At 64.5% G+C, this 6,710-nt stretch carries 5 protein-coding genes and 3 pseudogenes; 4 read left to right on the top strand and 4 right to left on the bottom strand.

Annotation, left to right across the window (positions count from 1 at the left end):
• The first annotated feature begins 147 nt into the window (after positions 1 to 147).
• The 4 genes and pseudogenes from ACFXI4_RS40820 to ACFXI4_RS40805 all read left to right on the top strand — a co-directional run.
• Positions 148 to 708: a transposase gene (locus ACFXI4_RS40820; RefSeq protein WP_385001619.1), complete on the top strand. Its 561-nt coding sequence runs from the start codon at positions 148 to 150 to the stop codon at positions 706 to 708.
• Positions 709 to 714: 6 nt separating this feature from the next.
• A pseudogene (locus ACFXI4_RS40815) lies at positions 715 to 888 on the top strand (IS30 family transposase); the annotation flags it as partial.
• Positions 889 to 892: 4 nt separating this feature from the next.
• Positions 893 to 1,186, top strand: a pseudogene (locus ACFXI4_RS40810) (integrase core domain-containing protein); the annotation flags it as partial.
• Between the two features lie 14 nt (positions 1,187 to 1,200).
• Positions 1,201 to 1,485, top strand: a pseudogene (locus tag ACFXI4_RS40805) (IS630 family transposase); the annotation flags it as partial.
• Here ACFXI4_RS40805 and ACFXI4_RS40800 read toward each other — a convergent pair.
• The 4 genes from ACFXI4_RS40800 to ACFXI4_RS40785 all read right to left on the bottom strand — a co-directional run bounded on the left by ACFXI4_RS40800 (position 1,482) and on the right by ACFXI4_RS40785 (position 6,703).
• On the bottom strand, positions 1,482 to 2,582 hold the full coding sequence (locus ACFXI4_RS40800; RefSeq protein WP_385001616.1) for a DUF475 domain-containing protein: 1,101 nt from the start codon (positions 2,580 to 2,582) through the stop codon (positions 1,482 to 1,484). The pseudogene ACFXI4_RS40805 and the gene ACFXI4_RS40800 sit on opposite strands and share 4 nt — an antisense overlap.
• Before the next feature lie 125 nt (positions 2,583 to 2,707).
• Positions 2,708 to 3,793, bottom strand: a complete 1,086-nt coding sequence (locus ACFXI4_RS40795; protein ID WP_385001614.1) for an NAD/NADP octopine/nopaline dehydrogenase family protein — start codon at positions 3,791 to 3,793, stop codon at positions 2,708 to 2,710.
• Positions 3,794 to 3,936: 143 nt separating this feature from the next.
• A complete protein-coding gene (locus tag ACFXI4_RS40790; protein WP_385001611.1) occupies positions 3,937 to 5,541 on the bottom strand; it encodes an AbgT family transporter in 1,605 nt (534 codons plus the stop codon).
• A gap of 439 nt (positions 5,542 to 5,980) precedes the next feature.
• A complete protein-coding gene (locus tag ACFXI4_RS40785) occupies positions 5,981 to 6,703 on the bottom strand; it encodes a GntR family transcriptional regulator (RefSeq protein ID WP_385001608.1) in 723 nt (240 codons plus the stop codon).
• Positions 6,704 to 6,710: the final 7 nt, after the last annotated feature.

Here is a 6,710-nt window from a genome sequence, read left to right as displayed (position 1 = left end):
TCGGATAGTCACCACGGACCTCGGCAACCATACGGACCGCTCGTTTGCGCAGCTCAACGGGATAGGAGGAGGGACGTGCCATGACTCAATCCTTTCACGGAATCGAGTCTCTACCGAACCCGGAACGGTTCAGTCCGCGCATGGGACGTGAAGCTGAAGAACAACGCCAAATCCATGGCTGCACTGGTCACAGAATCCGGAAGCCGGCTGACCGACACTCCCGGCATCGCAGCCATAACCGCCGCCCGCCTCCTGGGCCGGACCGGAAACCCCACCCGCTTCCCAACTGCCAGCGCCTTCGCCCAGTACGCTGGCACCGCCCCCATCGAGATAGCCAGCGCCGGCCGCGCACACCACCGCCTGTCCAGGCGCGGCGACCGCCAGCTCAACTCGGCACTCCACACCGTGGCCATCACGCAGATCCGCATGCCCGGCACCCGGGGCCACGCCTACTTCAAGGCCAAAATCGCAGAAGGCAAGACACCCAGGGAAGCACAGCGCTGTCTGAAACGCCGCCTGGCTGATCACGTCTGGCGCACGATGGTCGGCGATGAACGCCGCCGCACCCGAACGACGGGCCCAGGAGGACAACCGGGGGCGACTACAGCATCCAGCGCGGTCGGCCCAACCCCGACGGCCGACTCTTCGGACAAGTCACTTCCCGGACCCGCCGAAACCGACCTTACGCCACTACACCAGACACCTTGACAAACACAGAGGCACCCGAAGGGCAGCGATCTGTCCCGGTGGTCGTCCACGGACCTCGAAGCCGTCGCCATGGCGATCAACAACCGGCCCCGCAAGACCCTCGGCTGGCGGACACCCGCCGAGGTCTTCGAAGAGCAGCTACGCTCGCTGCAACAGCCCGGTGTTGCAACGACTGGTTGAACTCGCCCAGTACACCTCCGCCACGTTCGCCCAGGTCAACGAGCGTTTCGGGGTCCACAGAAGCATGGGTCGCGCCGGGTCGAGTTACGACAACGCGCTGGCCGAATCGTTCTGGCAGGGGCTGAAGAGAGAAGCCCTGCACGGCACGTTCACGACGGTTCGTCAGGCCCGGCTGGAGATCTTCCAGTGGCTCACCTACTACAACGCCCGCAGACGCCACAGCTCACTCGGCTACCTCTCACCTGTCGAGTTCGAACAGCAGCACCAGCGAGGACATAGACTCACACTCGCGGCATGAACCCCTGTGTCCACACTCCGGGGGTCACCTCACTGCTGGCCCATCCCCGGTTCCACATGCACTTCACTCCGACCAGCTCGTCCTGGCTCAACCAAGTGGAGCGCTGGTTCGCGTTGCTGACGGGCAAGCAAATACGGCGTGGTGTCCACAGGAACGTCCAAGTCCTGGAGAAGGACATCCGGGCCTGGATCGCCGACTGGAACGACAACCCCAGGCCCTTCGTCTGGACGAAGACCGCTGACGAGATCTTCGAACGCCTCACCGGATATTTGAACCGAATCAAAGACTCAGGACACTAGGGCGAACCTAGGACGGCGCGGTTGCGGCGCACCGAGGACCAGAAGGACCAGGCGATCAGGATCACACCGACCGAGCCGGTGATGAACTCGTTGATCTCGTACTGGATGGTGACCAGCAGGATCGCGGCGAGCGCGCTGATGGCGTAGTGCGCGCCGTGCTCCAGGTAGACGTAGTCGTCGAGGGTGCCCTGGCGCACCAGGTACACGGTCAGCGACCGGACGTACATGGCCCCGATACCGAGGCCCAGCGCCATCAGGACGATGTCGTTGGTGATGGCGAAAGCGCCGATCACACCGTCGAAAGAGAAGGAGGCGTCCAGGACCTCGAGGTAGAGGAACATGAAGAAGGCGGCCTTGCCAGCCAGGACGACCGCGGAGCGGGGCTTGCCGGTGCGCTCGGCCTCTTCCTCCGCCTCGTGCTCGTGTTCCTCCTGCTCTTCGAGCTTGTCCTCGAAGTAGCCGGAGAGACCGCCCACGATCAGGTACGTGATCAGGCCTCCGATACCGGAGAGCAGGACCGTCTCCGCCTTGTCGACGTGCGTGCCGCCGTGCTGGTGTGCGTTGGTCGCGAAGGTGAGGGCCGAGATCAGCAGGACGATCAGGGCGATGCAGACCGACAGCATGTCGACCTTGCCGAGCTTGGCCAGCGGGCGCTCCAGCCAGCTCAGCCACTTGATGTCCCTGTCCTCGAAGATGAAGTCCAGGAAGATCATCAGCAGGAACATGCCACCGAACGCGGCGATTGCCGGGTGCGCGTCCGTCACCAGTTGCTGGTAGTGGTCCTTGTCGTTGAGCGCGAGGTCGACCGCTTCGATCGGTCCGAGCGAGGCGCTGATCGCGACGATGACGACGGGGAACACCAGACGCATACCGAACACGGCGATCAGGATGCCGATGGTGAGGAAGACCTTCTGCCAGAAGGCATTCATCTTCTTCAGGATCCCGGCGTTGACCACCGCGTTGTCGAACGACAGCGAGATCTCGAGGACGGAGAGGATCGCCACGATGCCGAGGGCGGACCACCCCCCGAAGAGGACCGCCGCAACCAGGCCGAGCGCGGTGACCACGAACGACCAGCCGAAGGTTTTCAGAACCACTGGGTACTCCACTTCGGAGATTGAGCCCGTCTGCTGGAGACCCGGGCGTGGCAGGCAGCGCGCCGGCTACCCCCGGCCGGATGTGAGGCTGCGGGTAGCCGGCGCGCTGAGTGTCGGTCAGTCGGTCAGCACACGGGGCCCTCGATGAATGCTGCTCGGATCGAGCCGGCGTGGGCGCCGAGCAGTCCCAGGGACTCTGCAGTTCGGCCGCTGGCGACGAAGTCTTCTCCGCACAGGGTGTTGGTCAGGGCGATGAACGCGTCTGTCAAGGGCATGGAGAGGCCAATCTGTGCGGCCAGTGAGCTCCAGATGACCAGTCCGAACGGGACGTCTTCGGTGAAGTACCGGTGCTTGAGCGAGTCCGGCTCGGGGAATGCCTGACGGCCGTAGCCTTGTTCGATGCGCTCGGCGAAGCTGCCTTCGGAGACGCCGTAGGCGGTGTTGAGGAAGTCCCAGAAGCTCCCAGATTTCACCCCCAGCGCGTCCGCCAGGGCGATGCGCTCCTGGTCGAGTGCGTCGATGACTTCGGCGATGCGGGGGGTCACCAGGGAGTGAAGCGGCCGGCGGTCGACGTCCTCGACGGTCTTGAAGTTCAGCACCGCTGGCGGAACGTGGTAGATGGGGTTGGAGTTGGTGAGTCCGACGGCCAGCGCGTCACCTCCGGACACGTACCGATCGCCGAAGTACGCCCGCAGGATCGTCAGTGCCTGGGGAGTGTCCGCACTGGGGACGGCTGCCAGCGGGACAGTCTGCTTTATCGCCCCGATGTAGACATGGGCGGGCTCGCGCAGGCGGCACGTGTAGAGGCTGGTGGCTGTTTCAGCGATGAGGGACGGTGTCCGTCCGGCGACCCCGAACATGCGGGCGAGTTCAACGCCACTGCCGAGCACGGCTGGCTGGAACAGCACGAGCTGGGAGGGTTCGAGTACCGCCGCGAGTTCCTTCGAAATGTAGGCGTGGGCGAAGGCCGGTGCTGCGACGATGACGACCTGGGCGCCGTGGACGGCTTCAGCGAGGTCGGTGGTCAGCAGCGCGGGTTTGCCGTGACCTTCCAACTCGCCGATCAGGGTGATGCCGCCGTCGTTGGCCTTGATCGGTTCGAGATCGTGGCCCCACCTGTCGAAGAGCCGCACGTCGTGGCCCTGGATCGACATGTGGCCGGCGATTGCCTGACCGACGTTGCCTGCGCCGATAATGGCGATGCTTCCCATTAAAGGACTATCCGTTCTGTTGTGTTTCGATGGGAGACTCGGCTTTGCCGAGCCGCGAGGTGCGCAGGGGTCTCGGAGCTGTGACCCTGCGCGTGTCAGGCCGCGGCTGCCCGGCAGGGGAGTGCCGGTGCTGGGCTGCGGTTCTACCTGACGGCCACTCCTGGGCCGAGGGGGATTCCGATCACGTACCAGAGGGTGAAGAAGGCGGACCAGGAGATGAGCACGGTGAACGCGATGGGGACCGTGAACGACAGCAGAGTTCCGATGCCTGCGCCCTTGCGGAACTGCTGGACGAAGCTCAGGGCCAGGATGAAGTAGGCGTTCATCGGGGTGGTGTTGGTGACCGAGTCTCCGATCATGAAGGAGACCATCGCCGCTTGTGGGGCAAGCCCGACATACATCACCAGCGGCACCAGCACGGGCGCGAGGATGGACCACATCGCAGACCCGCTGCTGATGATGATGTTGAGACCGCTGATGGCCACGATGATCACGAGCAGGATGACGAGGTGGGGCGCGTCCAGGGACTTGAGGAAGTCGGCGCCTTCGACGGTGATCACCTGGCCGACGCCGGTCCAGGTGAAGTAGGCGAGGAACTGCGCTACCACGAAGAAGAGAACGATCACGGGGGCGATGGACCTGATGCCATCTGCCATGGCGGCCGGGACGGCCGACAGGGAAGGGAAGGTGCCCACTCGTCTGCCGTACACGATTCCGAGGATCGCGAACAGCAGGGCGATGAACACGGCAATGTTCACGACAACCACCGACTGGGCGATGCTGCCGCCCTCGCCGAGGAAGGGGGAGCCCGGGAGTAGGAGCGCAGAGACACCCAGCGCATAGATCACGAACACAGCAGCGGACCACGCCATGCCGCGCTTCTCCGCGGCTGTGAGCTCCATCGTGAGCCGGACGTTGCCGTCGGATCCGCCGTCATGGGTGGGCTGGGTGTGGCTGGCGTTGAAGAGCTTGTCGGCGGCCAGGTCGTCCTCGGGGGCCGGTGTGAACTCAGGCCGCTTTGCCAGGACTCGGTCGACCAGAAGGGCGATAACGGCGGCGAGGAATACCGATGACGCCGCAGTGAAGAAGTAGGTGGCTACCGGCGTAATGACGTAGTCCGGGTCCACGGTCTGCGCGGCGGCGGCCGCGAGGGATGAGCGGATCGCATCGGACGGTGTCACCAGCGGGCTGGCGTTGAATCCGATAGCCGTCGATGCGTAGGCAACCATCAGGCCGAGCAAGGGGCTTCGGCCTACGGTGCGGAAGGCCAGCGCACCCAGCGGAATCATCACGAGGTAGGCGGAGTCGCCCATGACGTGGGCGATCATGCAACTGAACGCGATGGAGAAGGTGAGCCAGCGCCTCGGCAGCTTGCCGATGGTGACGCGCAGCAATGCGGTGAGAAGGCCGCTCTTCTCGGTGATGCTGACGCCCAACAGAACCACCACGACGACTCCCAGCGGCGGGAACCCGGCGAAGTTGTCCAGCGCGGACTCGGCAGCGAACTTGGCCCCCTCGACCGAGAGCAGGTTCTTCACCTCGACGGAGTCCCCCGTCGAGGGAAGCGTGACGGACACATCAGCATAGGCCAGTACCGCACTCGTCACCCCAAGGATGGCTGCCAAAATCCCGAACAGCCAGAACGGGTGGGGAAGCTTGTTGCCCGCCCGCTCCAGGGCGCTGAGCGCCCGGAACAATCGGTTCATGGAACCGCCGGCGACCGGACGACTGCTCGGGGTATGCGTCATCTCAGAGGGCCTTTCGGGTGCAGAAGGGCTGATCTTCTTGAGGGGATTGGACTGCTCTTCCGATTCAGAAGGGAGGCATTTCGTGACGAAAATGATGCTTAAGGGCGGACCGGCGGGCGATGGAATCCAGAAAGGGAGCGGTGGGATCGCGCAGCACGGGTAGCGCATACGGGCAGACGTGCCCCTATGGGAAACCCCAAGGCATGGACCTGATTGCGGGACGACACCCGCACGCAGCTGTGGCGCACCAGCCGAGGCTGTGCGTGCACGCCCTGAAACGCTGTTGCGGGGGAGCCGTCCGGCAGCGGGAAAGGAATACAAACCCGCGTCGGACAGCAACGCGTACTCGGTGAAAGGCCTGATGGGATCGGGGTGAGAGGTGCCACCTGGCCTGGCAAGCCGACCGTCGGTCAGGTCAACCGGCGGGAAAGGGATGCGGCTAGAACCCCTTGGAGGGCTGAACGGTCTGTTCGAGGAAGAACTCGACGAGGTCCGGGCGGTTGATGTCCCACCGTGCCTCGGCGAGGTTGCCGTCGGCCAACCAGGTCAGCCGGCGTAGCCGGATCACTGCCTGGCCTTCGGGGATGCGCAGCTGAGCCGCGGTCGCGGCGTCAACTGAGATTGGATCGATGTAGATACGAGCTTTGACTGCAGGGATGCCGACCCGCGCGAAATAGTCGTGCATCGTCAGATGGTTGAGATCTTCGTCCTGCAGCCGCGGTGCCAGCGCGAACGGAACGGCGCTGAGCTCAACACCGATCACGTTGTCGTCGACGTCGAACTTCAGCCGTCGCAGCTGATGCACTGGCGTGTCGTCCGGTACGCCAGGCAACTCCACTCCGGCATCGCAGGCCGGGACCACCGTCACAGACTCCACGGCGTGCCGCCCGGCGATCTTCGGCCCAGGCAGCGCCGTGTTGACGAAGCGCAGCAGATTCTCCTGCCGTGCTCCCTCGGTGACGAAAGTGCCCCGTCGGCGGTGGCGCTCCACCAGCCCAGCCTGAGCCAGCTCGGTCAGCACTCGCTGCGCGGTCGCACGGCCGATTGAGTACTGCTCCTGGAGCTCGGCTTCAGTGGGAAGCCGGCTGCCAGGAGGAAGTTCGCCAGACCGGATCTGCTGCTCCAGCTCGGAGCGGATCCGCAGGTACGTCGGGACTGCCATGGCTCAA

It is taken from the genome of Streptomyces sp. NPDC059224 (genome assembly GCF_042754285.1).
Lineage (GTDB): Bacteria > Actinomycetota > Actinomycetes > Streptomycetales > Streptomycetaceae > Streptomyces.
Note: the sequence above shows the minus strand (reverse complement) of the source record. Positions and strands in the feature narration are given on the sequence as shown.